A 14026-nucleotide genomic window follows, 5' to 3' on the forward strand; every position below is an offset into this window, starting at 1 on the left:
ACGGCGACGCGTGAAGCGAGCTAACGATTCGCGGATGCCAGCGCAAAGGCCAAAACCCAGAAAACGGCGACGCGTGAAGCGAGCTAACGATTCGCGGATGCCAGCGCAAAGGCCAAAATCCAGAAAACGGCGACGCGTGAAGCGCAAAAACAAAACGCGGATGCCAGCGCAAAAGGCAAAATCGGCGCACGCCCCCGCCGCCAAACTCAAAAACACCTACCTCCCCACCGCATCCCCAAGAAAATGCCGCGCATACCGCGCGTTAATTTCCGAGAGCCGGAACAACGTCAAATAGTCAGCGGTATTGAAATCCGGATCCCACGCCGGCGCACCACAAATCTTCGCGCCGAGGCGCAGATAACCCTTAATAAGCGGCGGCGGCGCGACCTTCGCGCCAGTCTTCAGCTCATCGACGGGCAGGGGCGTATGCGGAAACGCGCGATACTCCGGCGTGGTCAGCGCATCGTCCTGCAGCGACGCATACAGGTTGGCCGCGTAGTGGCCACCATCGGCCATCGCGACGCTCGCACACCCGAGCATCGTCTCGTACCCATTGTGTTGCATGTAAGACCCAAGCCCGGCCCACAACGACATGATCACCGACCCGCTGCGATAGTCAGCATGCACGCACGAGCGGCCCACCTCGACCATCTTGGAGCGCAGGTGCGTGAGCCGCGACACGTCGAACTCACTCTCGGCATACAGCCGGCCAATGCGCGCCGCCTGATGCGGCGGCAGCACGCGATACGTGCCGACCACCTTGAGCGTGTCGAGATCGCGAACAATCAGGTGATCGCAATAAGCATCGAATGCATCCACGTCGAGGCCGGCCGGGCCGGACAGGCGTGCGCCCATTTCCTCGGCGAAGACGCGGTAACGCAGACGCTGTGCTTCACGAAGCTCCTCGTCGGTGCGCGCCCACGACACTTGCAGACGATGCTGGGCGGTTACCGTTTCTTCCGCGCGCGGCAGGCGGCGACGCGGCTCGAGGATCGATGCGAAGGGCAGGGTGGGCGTCGGCAGTTCTCGCATGTGGCGTCCTGGTCGAAAATGTGAAATTCGCTTCGACGCCAATGTAGTAACGGCGGGTGACGCTCACGTGGCAACGTCGTGACGATTCGATGACGTGTCGTAAGCCAGACGCTTTCGCTGCGCCTGCAATCCTTGCTTCACATGGCCCCGCTAGGCGGGGAGGATCAGATGAGATCCGGGCTGATCGCTGCGCGCAACATGGCCTGATCGCCGTTGCCGCGCGAGCGACTCTCGATCCACCATATCGCCGATTTCTTGATCGACCAGCTCGCGCCGCTATCGGCGAGCAGACGCGCGACGACATGGCCGAGGGTCGGCTGATGCCCGACGATCACGACCGTCGGCGCAATGCCGTCGGGCCAGCCAGCGGCCGTCAGAACGGCCTCGACGCTCGCGTCCGGCGCTAGCTCGCGTACGACGCGGTATTGATCCGTCAGCGATTCGGCCGTCTGCACGGTGCGCGCGGCGGGGCTGGCGAGGATCACGGCGTCGTCGGGAAGACGCGCGCGCAGCCATTTGGCGGACGCCTGCGCCTGCTTGCGGCCGCGCGACGTCAACTGACGGGCAAGATCGGTCGAAGCGGTGTCTTCGGCCTCGGCGTGACGCCAGAGGATCAGGTTCATGGCGGTGTCTCCGTTGTGCTGTCGGCAGGTGGGTTCTGCCAGGACAAGTGTGGACAGCGCGCGGCGAGTTCTGCTGCTTTTCGTCTTTGAGGAATGCGCGCGTGTTTCGGGAGTGTAGGCGGCGCGCGCCGGATATTCGTGTGAAATCGGCGGCGCAAAAGCAAAAACCCGCGACACCAGAAGGCGTGACGCGGGTTTTTGTACGGCATGTTGGTGGTCGGAGCGATAGGATTCGAACCTACGACCCTCTGATCCCAAATCAGATGCGCTACCAGGCTGCGCTACGCTCCGACGCGAGCCCGCGATTGTATCTGCATTGAGGTCCGCAAGTCAAATCCTCGCATTGCGAAAGTTATATCTGGCCCATCAGCAGCAACACGATCACCACGACCAGCACAATGCCGACCAGCCCGGTCGGGCGATAGCCCCATTCGCGGCTGTACGGCCAGCTTGGAAGCGCGCCGATCAAAAGCAGGATCAGCACGATCAGCAGAATGGTTCCGAGGGTCATGTTATCTCTCCTTATATGGCCGGGCCACAATTGGCGACCGCGTAGGCGCATACAGGCAGCGACCGTGAGCGCGCCGGCGGCCGGAGTGTCGAGTGCGCGGAATGCGCGCTCTATGCCTCACACATCAGCAAGCCACGTGCCCGATATATGGCGGGCCTGGAACAGGAGCACAGAAGGAAACGGTGCGGCAAAGAGGGCGTGCCCAGGAATCCGGATACGCAAAAGACGGCTTCGCGCGTCGAAAGCCTATCGACGTGCGCGCGGGACGAACATTCAGGCTGCGCAAGCGATGGCGCCGCGGCCGCGGCGCATCCGGCTTCAGTGTCTGCGGCGCATTCTGTCCAGGACGTGATGCTCGGCAAGCCAGTGATGCATCATGCCTTCGCCATGATGCTCGCGCCGATAGGTGCGCGACTCGAACACCGACAGCACGACAAGCACCAGCAGCCCTATGGCGAGTCCAACCAGACCTGCGATCGATTCGGCATCCATGGCGGCCTCCTTCGACGAAAAGACCCTGCGTACATAGTAGAACAGGCGCTGCAAGATCGCGCAATGCGGTGGATATCCAGGTTCGGCGGCGCACATTGCGCTTTGCGGTTAGACTCGTGGCCCGCGACCTCATCCGTCGATGCTCACTCCTCGTCCGAAAAGTTTATGAAGCGCTTCCTGCTGGCTGCATCGCTATTTTCGCTGTTCGCCCTGTCGGCGTGTGCCGACGATCAGACCGTTCACCATCACACGCCGCCGAAAGACCCGGCGGACTACCACGGCGTGCCAACCGACGACCGTCCGCCTTCGATGATCGACGCGCCCGTCGCGCCGAAATAAGCGCACGCTTCGACGCGCACTTACGCTCGGCTCGCCGACAGATCAGACCCGACATCACGCGCGAGGCGCGGCAACAGGCGAAGCAGCGTGAGGCCGCGCGCGGCCATGAAGATCATCAGCGCCGCCCACAGGCCGTGATTGCCGTGCGTGCCGGCGAGCGCCCACGAAGCCGCGAGAAACACGCTGAGCGACACGACCATCGACGTCATCAGATCGCGCGTGCGCGTCGCGCCGATGAACACGCCATCGAGTAGAAAGCCCCACACGGATACGACGGGCGACAGCACGGTCCACGGCAGGAAGGCTTGCGCCGCTGCCCGCACCACCGTCTGATCCGTGAGCCGCTCGATGATCCACGCGCCTGCCGCCCAGTAGACGAGCGAGAACGCCAGCGCGCCCAGCGCCGACCACAGCAGCGTCACCTTGACGGCCTGGCGGAACGCGTCGCGATTACGCGCGCCGATGGCCGCGCCGACGAGCGCTTCAGCCGCATGCGCGAAGCCGTCGAGCCCATAGCCCATGAAGGTCTGGAAGTTGAGGAGCAGCGCGTTTGCGGCCAGCGTCGCGTCGCCTTGCTTCGCGCCCAGATGCGCGAACCAGCCGAACGCGCCCAACAGGCACATGGTCCGCACGAAGATGTCGCGATTGATGGTCACCATGCGCCTGAGAGCGACGGGATCGAGCAGCGCGGCGCGCTCGAGCGCGGGCAGCCCGCGTGGACGCATCTGCCAGAGCAGCACGGCGCCGAACACGAAGCCAAGCGCATCCGCCGTCGCCGTGGCGGCGCCGATGCCTGCCACGCCCCAGTCGAATGCATACACGTACAGCAACACGGCGACGATGTTCGCCGTGTTGATGAAGACCTGCGTGGCAAGCGCGACGCGCACGCGTTGCGTACCGAGCAGCCAGCCGAGTACGACATAGTTGCCGAGCGCGAGCGGGGCGGCCCAGATACGCGCGTGGCAGTAGGCGCGCGCGTGCCGCTGCACGTCTTCGCTGCCGCCGATCGCGCGCAGCGCAAAGTCGATCAGCGGAACCTGCATCGCCAGGATGACGGCGCCGATCGCAAACGCGAGCAACAGCGCGCGCACGATGTTCATGCGCAGCCCGGTCTGATCGTTCGCGCCGAACGATTGCGCGACCAGACCCGTCGTGCCCATGCGCAGAAAGCCGAAGCCCCAGAACACGAAATTGAAGAACAGACCGCCGAGCGCCACACCGCCGAGATACGACGCGCTGTCCAGATGCCCCGCGACAGCCGTGTCGACGGCGCCGAGTATCGGCTGCGTCAGGTTGGCGAGGACGATGGGGAACGCGAGCGTCAGCACGCGCCGGTGCCAGCTCGTGGGCACAGCGGACGCGTGCGTGTGCGGCGGGCCTGATGCGGCGTTTTGGTCGACGCTATCGTCGGCGCAGTCGTTCAACCGCGCTCCTGCACGCAGACCCACGGGGATACGACGACGGCCCACAGTTCGGGATCGCGCGCGGCGAAGTCGGCAGCCGTCTCGGCCTGCACGCGCTCGACCAGTCCCGCCGACAGCCATTGCGTGACTTGCGTCGTATCGTCGTTGGCGATCGCTTCGGCGACGCTCACCAGATCGAGATCGCGCGCGACGCGCAGCAGCATGCCGCGCGCAAAGAAGCGTTCGAGCTCCGTCCAGTTGATCTTCGCGGTCTCGCCGAGCAGTTTCTCGTAGAGCGGGCTTTGTGGGGTATCGGGGGAAGTCATGGTGTCAGCGGGCAGCAGGGCATTCGTGCGTCGGGGCGTGTCGGCGGCGTGCGCCGGCACGGGCGGGCGTAACTATAAACCAAACCATAGGCGACACCTCGCGACTTCGCTTGCCAATGGCGAGCGGTGCGAATACGCCGATAAATGCCTTCACGCTACGCGTCTTAATCCGCCGTGTCCGCGTGCATATGAATACGTTAAACGGAAGTCCGCGAATTCGTTAAATCTGAAGAATTCACGGCAGGAATCGCAGCGGAAGGGTGCGTTGGCGCACCAAGTCCCGCTATTGCTGGAAGCGAAGCAAAATGCCTGAAGCCGACGAATATCGTAGTGCAGATCAATTCACGTCCAATACTTTCGTGATCTTCCGAAAGGCCCGTCAGCCGTGGGTTTCGCGGCTGCGCGCTATTGCTGCGAACGGGTATTGAATGTGAAGTGCCGCGTTGATTCCGTTTGCAAATGGACGGGTGCGCCATTCAGTTCGCCTTGAAACCGTGCGCCGACTCACACTATTTGCACAATTAATCGATTGCGTGGGTATAAGCGCGTTGCTAGATTTCGTCTCGGCGCATGGTGAACCGGTCCTTTGCCGATATGCGCCGAACCCCCGTTTGCCCGGCCTCGTGCCGGGCACTTTTTTTTGTCCGGACGCGATAAAAATCAGACGTTGCAGCGACTGCTGGCTACTGCTTGCAGCGAATCACCATCGAGCGATTCTTCACGTTGGCGCCGAGCACGCCGCCAAGCGTGCCGCCTGCCGTGCCGCCCGTGTCGACATCCTTCGAGACCACGTCGTAGCCGTAGGCGCCACATGCCTCGCCCGCGCGCTTGTAGCATTCGCCCCAGTTCTGGCTCGCATCGCTGCCGCTGCAGTTGATCGCGAAGCCCGTCTCGCCGTTGGGCAGATAGGTGAGCGTCGTCGAACCGGAACTGGCGCAGCCTGCAAGGCTCGCCAGCGAGGCGATCGCGAGGCTCGCCGCGGTCGCACGGACTGCCGCAAAGGCGTTTTTCATCGGAGTGTCCTCTGTGTTCGTTGCGCGGATGAACGCGGTGTCGACAGACGTGGCACGGAGCGTGCCCGCCTGTCTCTGTCATGGAGCCGTGCACGGTCCATCGGGTTCCCGCGGGCCGCGTCGCGTCGCGTCGTGACGCGAGGCGCGACAGCGCGTCAGCGCGGCGGCAGCGAGCGCGCCGGATCGATCGAACGGCCGGCGTAACGCAACTCGAAGTGCAGCATCACGCGGTCGTTGTCGGAGTCGCCCATCTCGGCGATCTTCTGACCTTGCTGCACCGTCTCGCCTTCCTTCACGAGCAGCGACCGATTGTGCGCGTACGCGGTCAGGTAATCGGCGTTGTGCTTGATGATCAGCAGATTGCCGTAGCCGCGCAGGCCGTTGCTCGCATAGACAACCGTGCCGCCCGCCGCCGCGAACACGGGCGTGCCCGCAGCGTTGGCGATATCGATGCCCTTCGAATTGTTGCCGTCGAAGCCGCGCACCACGTTGCCCGTCGCGGGCCAGATCAGCGAGATCGCCGGCGCGGGCGTTGCAGGCGTATCCGCGGCCGCGCTGCGCGACGCAGACGAAGCGCTCGCCGAAGCGCTTGCCGATCCACCCGCCGAAGCGCTGCCCGACGCGCTTCCGCGCGACGAACCCGTGCTGGCCGTCGCCGTACCGGGCGGCGGCGCGACGCGCAGCACCTGACCGACCTCGAGCGAATCGGGGTTCGACAGATTGTTCCAGCGCGACAGACTTTGCACCGACGTGCGATTGCTGCGCGCGATCTTGTACAGCGTGTCGCCCCGTTCGACGCGATAGTATCCCGGCCCCACGGGTGCCGAGCCGCATGCGGCCAGTGCCGCGACCATGGCCGCGCAGACAAGCCGTCTGATTTTTGTTGTCAACATTGGACCTCGCAAGACGCCGCCGCGCGCCGATCCCGATCACGTGGCAGTTGCAAAACGCCAGATTCTAACGGTTTTGCAATGCAGCACCCGTTTTTCGGGCGATGCGATGCGCGGCGATCGTGTCGCACGCGATGCGCGGCGCTCAGGGCAACGTGCCGATGGTGATGCGCAGCGACGCCGTTTCGGTGTCGCCCGCTTCGAGCCAGCGCAGGCCCAGGCCGTTATGGATCGCGTCGGGCAGGCCCAGCCAGGGCTCGACGCAGAAGAAGTCCGATTCGGGCTTTTCCGTCCACGTCGTAACGGCGTACCACGGTACCGAGTTGGGACGCTGCAGATCGATGGTGATGCTGCGGTTCAGGCCGAGCGCGACCATCCGTACGAGGTGATCCGGCGCGCCGTCGAGGCAATGGAAGCGGTCCAGGATGCCCGGATCGTCCAGACGATAGTCCGGCTCGCCCGCTTCGCCTGCGCTGATCGCACCGTCCGGCAACTGGTGGCGGCGCACCGTGCGCGGCAGTTCGAGCACCGTCTCGCCGCGTTGCGCGTGCGGCAGCGTGAAGTAGAAATGATGGCCCGCGTAGTAGGGCAGCGGTGCGCTGCCCGCCGCGCCCGTGTTGGTCGTGATGAAGTCGACGTCGAGCGTGTTCGCGTCGACCAGCGTGTATTTCGCCTCGAAGCGGAAGCTGAATGGATAGCCGGCGCGCGTCGCGTCGCTGTCGGTCAGCGTCATGCTGATCGAGCGTGCGGCTTCGTCGACCGTGGCCTCGAACGGCAGGTCGCGCGCGAAACCGTGCATGGGCAGATCGCGCACGGTACCTTGCGCATCCTTCCACCGGCCGATCTGGCCGTCGACGAAATGGCGGCCGAGAAACGGAAACAGCAGCGGATTGCCGCCGCGCACGCGCGCGGGTTGGCTCCAGTCCGCCTGCTCGGGCCAGAAGATCACCGACTGCCCGTCGATGTCCCATGACAGCAGGCGGCCGCCCGCCTGCGGCGCGACGCGCAGCAAGGCGCCGTCGCGTGCGATCTCGATGATGTCCTGTTGCTGGAATTGAGGCATGGCAATGACGATAGAAAGCGGTTAGGAAGGGATGGCGTGCACGACTTTGGCGCGAAAAGCGCAGCGACGCCGATTTTGCGCCGCTTTGTGCTACGGGGAAACCCTTCTGGGGAAATTGCGGGTGTTGGCGCACAGTCGGCGCAATCAATAATGTGTACGAAGACCGGCTGCGGCCGGGTCCGATCACTCGGTTTCCAGGAGGGGCGATGGATCTCGCAATGGCAATGAGCGTGGCACTGTTCGGCATGTTCACGGGCAGTACGATTTATTTCTTTTATAAATTTACACGCTGACACGGGGCGCCGAGAATCCACGCTGAATCGTCGGCACGTACCGACGGTCCACGCAGCCTCCGCACGCAGGCCCGCCTTCCAGGCGGGCCTTTTTGCTTTCATCACCGTAATCACCCTTTCGATCTTGTTGCGACGCGGCAAGATTCTGTTAAAAGCGAATTTTTGTCCTTGGCGCACCCGGGTCGCCCAGGCATAATCGACCCGCCTTCAGATGCCGGGCTCCATGTTCCGGCAAGCTGTCCATCCTCCCCACTTTTCAAAAGGACCGACGCGTGAGCCTGTCGTTTTTGATCTTTTTGAGCGTGCTGCAGGGCGTCACGGAACTGTTTCCAGTGAGCAGTCTTGGTCACACGCTGCTCGTTCCCGCTCTCTTCGGCATGCATATCGACAAGCATGCGCCGCAACTGCTGCCGTTCCTCGTCGCGCTGCATCTGGGCACAGCGTTCGCGCTGCTGTGGTACTTCCGTACCCGCTGGATTGCCCTCATAGGGGGCTTTTTCGCGTCGCTGTCGGGCCGCCGCAATGACGATGGACACATGATGTGGGCCCTCATCATCGGGACGATTCCGGCCGGTCTGGTGGGTCTCGTGCTCGAGAAGCGCCTTGAACGCGTATTCCACGATCTGCGCATCGTCGCGGTCGCGCTGATCGTCAACGGCATCCTGCTGTGGCTCGGCGACCGGCTGCAGCGGGCGCGCGCGCATCGCGCGCCGGAGAAGCTGACGTTCAGGCAGGCGTTTCTGGTCGGCCTCGCGCAGGTCGGCGCGCTGATTCCCGGCTTCTCGCGCAGCGGCCTGACGATGATCGCGGGCAACGGCGCGGGCCTGACAGCTGAAAAGGCCGCCGAGTTCTCGTTCCTGCTCGGCACGCCGATCATCTTCGCGGCGGGCATCCTCGAACTGCCGAAGCTCTTCCACGCGCCGGGCCAGCTCGCCGACGCGCTGCTGGGCGGCGTGCTGACGGCGATCGCCGCGTACCTGAGCGTGCGTTTCCTGATGCGCTATTTCGAAGGACGCGGCCGTCTTGCGTCGTTCGGCGTGTACTGCGTGATCGCGGGCGTGGTGTTTCTGGGCTGGTTCATGACGCATCCGCAGCCGGCCTGATCGCGCGGTTCGATCGGTTATAATCGCGGGCCCGGCGTTGCTGCCGGGCCTTTCTGTTTTGAGCGCCACGACATGCGTGGCGTGTTTAACCTGACGCCTGAGGCCAGTTTCGGTCAGGTCCAGCCAGGTTAAAATTCCGGTTTCGCCTCCCCATAGTTCAACGGATAGAACACGGGTCTTCTAAACCTGAAATCGAGGTTCGATTCCTCGTGGGGGGGCCATCCAGTCAGCCTGCCTGTCCGCCAGCAACGGCGCCTGTGCACGGCCCTCGTCCTTTTCCCCCGATACCGCCCGCACACCCATAAAAAAGGGCAGCCGAAGCTGCCCTGAAGCGTTGCGCATCGAACGTGGATGAATGCGCGACTGTTGCTTGCCCGTACTAAGTCGACGACGGGCGAAGCGCCCGCCTGCCTGCGTAGCTGCGTGATTACCTGTTGATATCGAGTGCGTTCGTCAGGTCGCCCATCGGCTGGCCGCCGTTCGCGACGAGTGCGCTGTCGCGCGCCGTCAGGCCCGGCAGGTTCGGCAGATTGAAGCGGTGCGTGATGAAGCGCAGGATCGACGTCGTGTCGTACTGCGTATGATCGACGAAGCCTTTCTTCGCGTACGGCGACACGATGATCGCGGGAATCCGCGTGCCCGGGCCCCAGCGGTCGCCCTTCGGCGGCGCCACGTGATCCCAGAAGCCGCCGTTCTCGTCGTACGTGATGACGACCACCATGTTGTTCCACTGCGGGCTCTTTTGCAGATGCGAGATCACATCCGCAATGTGCTGGTCGCCCTGCGCCACATCCGTATAACCCGGGTGCTCGTTCAGGTTGCCTTGCGGCTTGTAGAACGCGACTTGCGGGAGCGTGCCGGCGTCGATCGCCTTGATGAACTCCGAGCCGTTCAGGCCGCCGTCGAGCAGGTGCTTCGCGCGGTTGTCGGTGCCCGGCGCGAGGTCGGCGAAGTAGTTGAACGGCTGGTGATGCGGCTGGAAGTTCGGCGAGCTGAGGTTGGCGCCGTAGATCACGTTCGCCGTGTTGTTCTGCACCGCCGAGATCGCGTTGCTCCAGGCGCCGCTGTACCACGCCCACGTCACGCCCGCGTTGTTGAGCAGGTCGCCGATGTGCTGGTTCGTCTGCGCCGGCAGCGTCGTTGCGGCCGTCGGATCGGCGAGATTCGCGTCGCCGCCCGCAGCAGGCTTGTTGCCGCTCGGCTGATAGGGCGGCTGCATCGTGTTGACGGCGTAGAAATCAGGCGTGAGGTTGCCCGAGTTGACGAAGGTCGGCACGTCGGTCAGCGCCGACGCCGCCGACGTCGACTTGAGCGTCAGCGACACACCGTCCGGCTGGACCGCGGAGATCGACGTCTTCGCGACGCTCGTATCGGCGTTCGCATAGAACGGCGTACACGCGCATACCAGCCACTGGTGGTTCAGGAACGATCCGCCGAACGCGCCCATGAAGAAGTTGTCGGCCAGCGTGAATTGCTGCGCGAGCTTGTAGAGCGGCAGCTTGTCGGCGTTCGCCGTGTAGTGGCCCATCACGAGACCGCCCGAATCGGCCCACGCGGCGAACATGTCGTTCTTGCCGCCGTGGATCTGCATCTGGTTCTCGTAGAAGCGGTGATACAGGTCGCGCGTCGTCGCGCTGAGCGGCGTGTTGAAGCCGGCCGGATCGTCGATGGCGAACGGCGAGTTCGGCAGGTTGACCGTCATCGCCTGGGTGATGACGGGCGTCACGCCCGCTGCCGTAAGGCCCTTCCAGACGGGCGGCAGCGTCGCGAGCACGGAGCCGTCGCGATCTAGCTGGCGCGCGCTCGCCGCCGTCACGTTTTGCAGGCCGTTGGCGCCCGGGAAGTTGCCGTAAAGGTTGTCGAAGCTGCGGTTTTCCGCGTAGATGACCACGACGTTCTTCACGGAAGATAACGTCGGCTTCGAAGTCGAATTGCCACCGCATGCATACAGCCCGATTGCTGCGGCGATCGCGATAGGCGTCGCGCAGATCAGTTTCTTGTTCATGATTTATCTCTCTCGCGTTGGGGACCGGCGGCGAGAGTGTCGCAAGGCTTTTTGACAGAACGATTAATTTCTTACATCGAGGTTCCTGTTTGCTTGTGGTTTTTAAGATGTAGTCGGGTATATGTCATTTAGGCGACATGTCGGTGAAATAACCTCGCGCAGTCGATCAACACGAGCATAAGAAAGATATGTGGCGCGATGTGGCGGGGCTTCGGACAAGACAGGCGTGGCGCGCGGGATGGCTCGGCGCGCTAGGGGTTTCGGTTTCGATGATGCTGACGGCCTGCGATGCCGGCAGCGCGCAGGCCGACGGCGCTCACGCGGCAGCGGCCGTGCAAGCGGAACAACGGGTGCAACCGTCACCGGGCGGCGCGCGGATGCAAAGGGTGTCCGCCGATGCCGCAGCAGCGATGCCCGCTGGCGGTCAGACGCGTGCCCAGGTGTACGAGTCCGTGAAGAAGATGACGGCCGTCGGCAAGCAGCTCTTCTTCGATCCGTCGCTGTCGGGCTCGGGCAAGCTCGCTTGCGCGTCGTGCCACAGTCCGCAGCACGGCTTCGGGCCGCCGAACGCGCTCTCCGTCCAGCTGGGCGGCCAGGACATGCGGCAGCAGGGCATGCGCGCCGCGCCCGACATCAAATATCTTCAGAAGGTGCCGTCCTTCACCGAGCACTATCACGACTCGGACGACGAGGGCGACGAGAGCGTCGACGCGGGTCCGACGGGCGGCCTGATGTGGGACGGCCGGGTGAACAGCGCGCGCGATCAGGCGCGCATGCCGCTGACGTCGTCGTTCGAAATGGGCAGCACGCCGCAGAAAGTGGCGGCGGCCGTGAAGGCCGCGCCGTACGCGAACCAGTTCCGCGACGCATTCGGCGAGCACGTGTTCGATAGCGACGACGCGACATTCAAGGCCGTGCTGCAGGCGCTCGAAGTGTTCGAGGAGACGCCGGAACTGTTCTACCCTTACACGAGCAAGTACGACGCGTTCCTCGCGGGCAAGGCGCAACTGACGAAGGCCGAACTGCACGGCCTGCAGCTCTTCAACGACGAGACCAAGGGCAACTGCGCGAACTGCCACATCAGCCAGCGCGCGCTCGACGGCTCGGCGCCCGCGTTCTCTGACTTCGGTCTGATCGCGCTCGGCGTGCCGCGCAATCGCACGCTGGCCGTGAACCATGATCCGCATTTTTATGATCTGGGCGCGTGCGGCCCGGAACGGACGGATCTGAAGGGCCGGGACGAGTATTGCGGAATCTTCCGTACGCCTTCGCTGCGCAACGTCGCGCTGCGCAAGACGTTCTTTCACAACGGGATTTATCACTCGCTCGAAGAGGTCGTCCGTTTCTATGCGGAACGCGATACGAATCCGGAGAAGTTTTACCCGGTCGTAAAGGGGAAAGTGCAGAAGTTCGACGATTTGCCGAGGAAGTATTGGGCGAATCTGAATACCGATCCGCCGTTCGATCGCAAGCCGGGCGACAAGCCTGCGCTGGATGAATCAGAGATCAAGGATGTGGTTGCGTTCCTTAAGACGCTGACGGACGGATATCAGCCGGAAGCGCCCCGGCCACCTGCCGGCGCTCACATCGTCAGCAGCAGATAACAGCCGGCGATCAACACCAGGAACGACGCGAGCAGGCACACGAGGCCCGCTCGGGTGAGTGCGCACGGCCACCGGTTGCGGCGCAGGCCGCGGATACGCACGATGGTCGGCATCGGCGCGGGATCGACACGCATGACGATCGTGCCAAGAACTACGCAGATCAGCATCAGGATGGCGGCGAAAAACTGGAGAGCGAACGAGAGGTCCATGAGCAAGAGTCGCAACGCGCGACGCGTTTGAAGTGCGGGTGAATTTGACTCGACTCATGTTATGGACCGACTGCTTTAGCGCCTATGGGACGTGTCCTAAAATTCCTCTGAGTGGGCTTATGACGGGCCTGTGGCGCGACAGAACTATCTCAAAAGTGGGTGTCTCGCAAGCTGTGGATCCAGGCGGCGTGCTATGCTTTTGAGGTCCAGATCGCGGGCCGCTCCATGGCCGCGCCACGCTTGCCCGAACCGACTTCTGCGGAGAACTTCATGTCGATGCGAACCCGAGCCGCGTTTCAACTCTCTGTGGGCGGGCTGCTGCTCGCCGGCGCAGTCGGCGCGCATGCCGCCAATCTGAACTTCCTGAACGACACGCCGATCGCGTACATGAAGCAGGCCGACAACGACTCGCTCAGAAAGGCCGCGTTCGAAGCGCTCGACAAGAAGCAGGACGGCGAATCCTCGACCTGGAACAACGAAGGTTTGCGCAATAGCACGCGGATCGAGGCACAACTGACGCCCGATGCGACGTCGAAGTCGGGTGACCGCACGTGCCGACAGATGCACGTCGTGTTGAGCGCCAAAGGCCAGTCGATGAATCTGAACCCGCAGTTCTGCCGCGAGGGCGCGGGCAACTGGGTGATGCAGAAGAAGCATTGAGCGCGCGCACGATCTCTTGCGGTGTCGTGCTGCTCGACCCGGATGGGCGGGTGCTGCTCGCGCATGCCACCGAGACTACCCACTGGGACATCCCCAAAGGGCAGGGCGAGGAAGGCGAAGCGCCGCACGTGACGGCGCTGCGCGAGATGGAAGAGGAAACGGGTATCGCCGTCGACGCGTCGCGGCTGACAGATCTCGGCCTGTTCGTGTATCGGCGGGACAAGGATCTGCATCTGTTCGCCGCGCGCGCCCGTGCCGACGAACTCGATCTCACGCGCTGCACGTGCACGTCGATGTTTCCGCGCCGCTCCGACGGCACGATGATTCCCGAGATGGACGCATTCCGCTGGGCCGCGCCCGACGAAGTCGAGCATTACGCGAGCCGCAGCCTCACGCGACTCTTTCAGACGACGCTATCGCTCGCCGAATTGCACCGTACGCTGGATACGGCGTAACGCAC

17 protein-coding genes and 2 tRNA genes are annotated in these 14026 nt (G+C 63.7%); 6 read left to right on the plus strand and 13 right to left on the minus strand.

Translation table 11 applies throughout. The features are described 5' to 3' along the window. From KFO72_RS31295 to KFO72_RS31320, 6 genes are all read right to left on the minus strand, one after another. Positions 1–216 (minus strand): hypothetical protein (locus tag KFO72_RS31295; RefSeq protein WP_225033740.1); only part of this gene is annotated, 216 nt, incomplete at its 3' end. Further along, positions 217–1032: a GNAT family N-acetyltransferase gene (locus KFO72_RS31300; protein ID WP_054934197.1), complete on the minus strand. Its 816-nt coding sequence runs from the start codon at positions 1030–1032 to the stop codon at positions 217–219. 164 nt (positions 1033–1196) lie between these two features. Further along, positions 1197–1655, minus strand: coding sequence for a SixA phosphatase family protein (locus tag KFO72_RS31305; protein WP_054934198.1), 459 nt, complete (start codon positions 1653–1655; stop codon positions 1197–1199). A 214-nt stretch (positions 1656–1869) separates the two neighbouring features. After that, positions 1870–1946 (minus strand) — tRNA-Pro (locus KFO72_RS31310). A 61-nt stretch (positions 1947–2007) separates the two neighbouring features. Next, positions 2008–2166, minus strand: coding sequence for a DUF3309 family protein (locus tag KFO72_RS31315; protein WP_082434023.1), 159 nt, complete (start codon positions 2164–2166; stop codon positions 2008–2010). A 318-nt stretch (positions 2167–2484) separates the two neighbouring features. Next, positions 2485–2658, minus strand: a complete 174-nt coding sequence (locus KFO72_RS31320; protein WP_007744012.1) for a hypothetical protein — start codon at positions 2656–2658, stop codon at positions 2485–2487. Between the two features lie 165 nt (positions 2659–2823). Between KFO72_RS31320 and KFO72_RS31325 the strand changes: the two genes are divergently transcribed. After that, positions 2824–2997, plus strand: coding sequence for a hypothetical protein (locus KFO72_RS31325; RefSeq protein ID WP_167352350.1), 174 nt, complete (start codon positions 2824–2826; stop codon positions 2995–2997). Between the two features lie 20 nt (positions 2998–3017). Here KFO72_RS31325 and KFO72_RS31330 read toward each other — a convergent pair whose 3' ends face one another. From KFO72_RS31330 to KFO72_RS31350, 5 genes are all read right to left on the minus strand, one after another. Continuing rightward, on the minus strand, positions 3018–4421 hold the full coding sequence (locus KFO72_RS31330) for an MATE family efflux transporter (protein WP_225033741.1): 1404 nt from the start codon (positions 4419–4421) through the stop codon (positions 3018–3020). Continuing rightward, positions 4418–4726 carry a DUF2288 domain-containing protein gene (locus KFO72_RS31335; RefSeq protein ID WP_035991287.1) on the minus strand — a complete coding sequence of 103 codons (309 nt, stop codon included), beginning with the start codon at positions 4724–4726 and terminating at the stop codon, positions 4418–4420. Before KFO72_RS31335 ends, KFO72_RS31330 begins: the two co-directional genes overlap by 4 nt. Before the next feature lie 683 nt (positions 4727–5409). Next, positions 5410–5739, minus strand: a complete 330-nt coding sequence (locus KFO72_RS31340; protein WP_054934222.1) for a hypothetical protein — start codon at positions 5737–5739, stop codon at positions 5410–5412. 155 nt (positions 5740–5894) lie between these two features. After that, on the minus strand, positions 5895–6632 hold the full coding sequence (locus KFO72_RS31345; protein WP_176956764.1) for a peptidoglycan DD-metalloendopeptidase family protein: 738 nt from the start codon (positions 6630–6632) through the stop codon (positions 5895–5897). 142 nt (positions 6633–6774) lie between these two features. Further along, positions 6775–7692, minus strand: coding sequence for an aldose epimerase (locus tag KFO72_RS31350; protein WP_060601633.1), 918 nt, complete (start codon positions 7690–7692; stop codon positions 6775–6777). Between the two features lie 565 nt (positions 7693–8257). Between KFO72_RS31350 and KFO72_RS31355 the strand changes: the two genes are divergently transcribed. Both KFO72_RS31355 and KFO72_RS31360 read left to right on the plus strand, forming a co-directional pair. Further along, positions 8258–9088 carry an undecaprenyl-diphosphate phosphatase gene (locus KFO72_RS31355; RefSeq protein ID WP_107204013.1) on the plus strand — a complete coding sequence of 277 codons (831 nt, stop codon included), beginning with the start codon at positions 8258–8260 and terminating at the stop codon, positions 9086–9088. Positions 9089–9234: 146 nt separating this feature from the next. After that, positions 9235–9309: transfer RNA gene (locus KFO72_RS31360), tRNA-Arg, on the plus strand. A 206-nt stretch (positions 9310–9515) separates the two neighbouring features. Here KFO72_RS31360 and KFO72_RS31365 read toward each other — a convergent pair. Continuing rightward, positions 9516–11093 (minus strand): acid phosphatase, encoded by a 1578-nt coding sequence (locus tag KFO72_RS31365; RefSeq protein WP_060602742.1) that lies wholly within the window; start codon positions 11091–11093, stop codon positions 9516–9518. A gap of 188 nt (positions 11094–11281) precedes the next feature. Here KFO72_RS31365 and KFO72_RS31370 point away from each other — a divergent pair, with 188 nt between their 5' ends. Beyond that, positions 11282–12697, plus strand: a complete 1416-nt coding sequence (locus tag KFO72_RS31370; protein ID WP_225033742.1) for a cytochrome-c peroxidase — start codon at positions 11282–11284, stop codon at positions 12695–12697. On the opposite strand, the gene KFO72_RS31375 is transcribed toward KFO72_RS31370, so the two are convergent. Next, positions 12676–12906: a hypothetical protein gene (locus KFO72_RS31375; RefSeq protein WP_224100317.1), complete on the minus strand. Its 231-nt coding sequence runs from the start codon at positions 12904–12906 to the stop codon at positions 12676–12678. The two genes, KFO72_RS31370 and KFO72_RS31375, sit on opposite strands and share 22 nt — an antisense overlap. Positions 12907–13176: 270 nt before the next feature. Between KFO72_RS31375 and KFO72_RS31380 the strand changes: the two genes are divergently transcribed. Then, a complete protein-coding gene (locus tag KFO72_RS31380; RefSeq protein ID WP_054934231.1) occupies positions 13177–13566 on the plus strand; it encodes a hypothetical protein in 390 nt (129 codons plus the stop codon). Then, positions 13563–14021, plus strand: coding sequence for an NUDIX hydrolase (locus KFO72_RS31385; protein ID WP_060601622.1), 459 nt, complete (start codon positions 13563–13565; stop codon positions 14019–14021). The genes KFO72_RS31380 and KFO72_RS31385 overlap by 4 nt, the downstream gene beginning before the upstream one ends. Positions 14022–14026 lie beyond the last annotated feature (5 nt).

This window comes from Paraburkholderia sp. XV (assembly GCF_020177535.1).
Taxonomy (GTDB): Bacteria; Pseudomonadota; Gammaproteobacteria; order Burkholderiales; family Burkholderiaceae; genus Paraburkholderia; species Paraburkholderia caribensis.

Excerpts from the sequence above, each read along its gene's own strand:
- KFO72_RS31315 (WP_082434023.1), bottom strand. The coding sequence starts at position 2,166 with ATGACCCTCGGAACCATTCTGCTGATCGTGCTGATCCTGCTTTTGATC.
- KFO72_RS31320 (WP_007744012.1), bottom strand. The coding sequence starts at position 2,658 with ATGGATGCCGAATCGATCGCAGGTCTGGTTGGACTCGCCATAGGGCTG.
- KFO72_RS31370 (WP_225033742.1), top strand. The coding sequence starts at position 11,282 with ATGTGGCGCGATGTGGCGGGGCTTCGGACAAGACAGGCGTGGCGCGCG.
- KFO72_RS31365 (WP_060602742.1), bottom strand. The coding sequence starts at position 11,093 with ATGAACAAGAAACTGATCTGCGCGACGCCTATCGCGATCGCCGCAGCA.
- KFO72_RS31375 (WP_224100317.1), bottom strand. The coding sequence starts at position 12,906 with ATGGACCTCTCGTTCGCTCTCCAGTTTTTCGCCGCCATCCTGATGCTG.
- KFO72_RS31300 (WP_054934197.1), bottom strand. The coding sequence starts at position 1,032 with ATGCGAGAACTGCCGACGCCCACCCTGCCCTTCGCATCGATCCTCGAG.
- KFO72_RS31350 (WP_060601633.1), bottom strand. The coding sequence starts at position 7,692 with ATGCCTCAATTCCAGCAACAGGACATCATCGAGATCGCACGCGACGGC.
- KFO72_RS31325 (WP_167352350.1), top strand. The coding sequence starts at position 2,824 with ATGAAGCGCTTCCTGCTGGCTGCATCGCTATTTTCGCTGTTCGCCCTG.
- KFO72_RS31305 (WP_054934198.1), bottom strand. The coding sequence starts at position 1,655 with ATGAACCTGATCCTCTGGCGTCACGCCGAGGCCGAAGACACCGCTTCG.
- KFO72_RS31340 (WP_054934222.1), bottom strand. The coding sequence starts at position 5,739 with ATGAAAAACGCCTTTGCGGCAGTCCGTGCGACCGCGGCGAGCCTCGCG.
- KFO72_RS31380 (WP_054934231.1), top strand. The coding sequence starts at position 13,177 with ATGTCGATGCGAACCCGAGCCGCGTTTCAACTCTCTGTGGGCGGGCTG.
- KFO72_RS31335 (WP_035991287.1), bottom strand. The coding sequence starts at position 4,726 with ATGACTTCCCCCGATACCCCACAAAGCCCGCTCTACGAGAAACTGCTC.
- KFO72_RS31345 (WP_176956764.1), bottom strand. The coding sequence starts at position 6,632 with ATGTTGACAACAAAAATCAGACGGCTTGTCTGCGCGGCCATGGTCGCG.